Origin of the sequence: Janthinobacterium sp. NKUCC06_STL (assembly GCF_019345455.1) — a bacterium.
In the GTDB taxonomy this organism is placed as follows: domain Bacteria; phylum Pseudomonadota; class Gammaproteobacteria; order Burkholderiales; family Burkholderiaceae_D; genus Janthinobacterium; species Janthinobacterium rivuli.
The window spans coordinates 1-256 of sequence record NZ_JAHKQY010000046.1 but is presented as its reverse complement, the minus strand read 5'-3'; the positions used below and the strand labels follow the sequence as shown (position 1 = coordinate 256).

Here is a 256-nt window from a genome sequence, read left to right as displayed (position 1 = left end):
AATTGCCCGTACGGCTTGTCCCTATAACCTTAGCAGGTACAGAGGATAAGACGGTACAACGTTGTGCGTTTGTTGATACTACCAGTCATTACCCCAATCTTTGCTTCTTCCAGATTCAGGCTTTGTCGTCCTACAGGAGACAAACGCCAGTACAAGTTATGCCTGATGACCATAGCAAGTTGGTCCCACCCCTTCCCATCCCGAACAGGACCGTGAAACAACTTTGCGCCGATGATAGTGCTGCAACCAGTGTGAA

1 rRNA gene is annotated in these 256 nt (G+C 48.8%); it reads left to right on the top strand.

Annotation, left to right across the window (positions count from 1 at the left end):
* Positions 1–161: 161 nt before the first annotated feature.
* A 5S ribosomal RNA gene (rrf, locus tag KO539_RS29930) occupies positions 162–256 on the top strand; the annotation flags it as partial.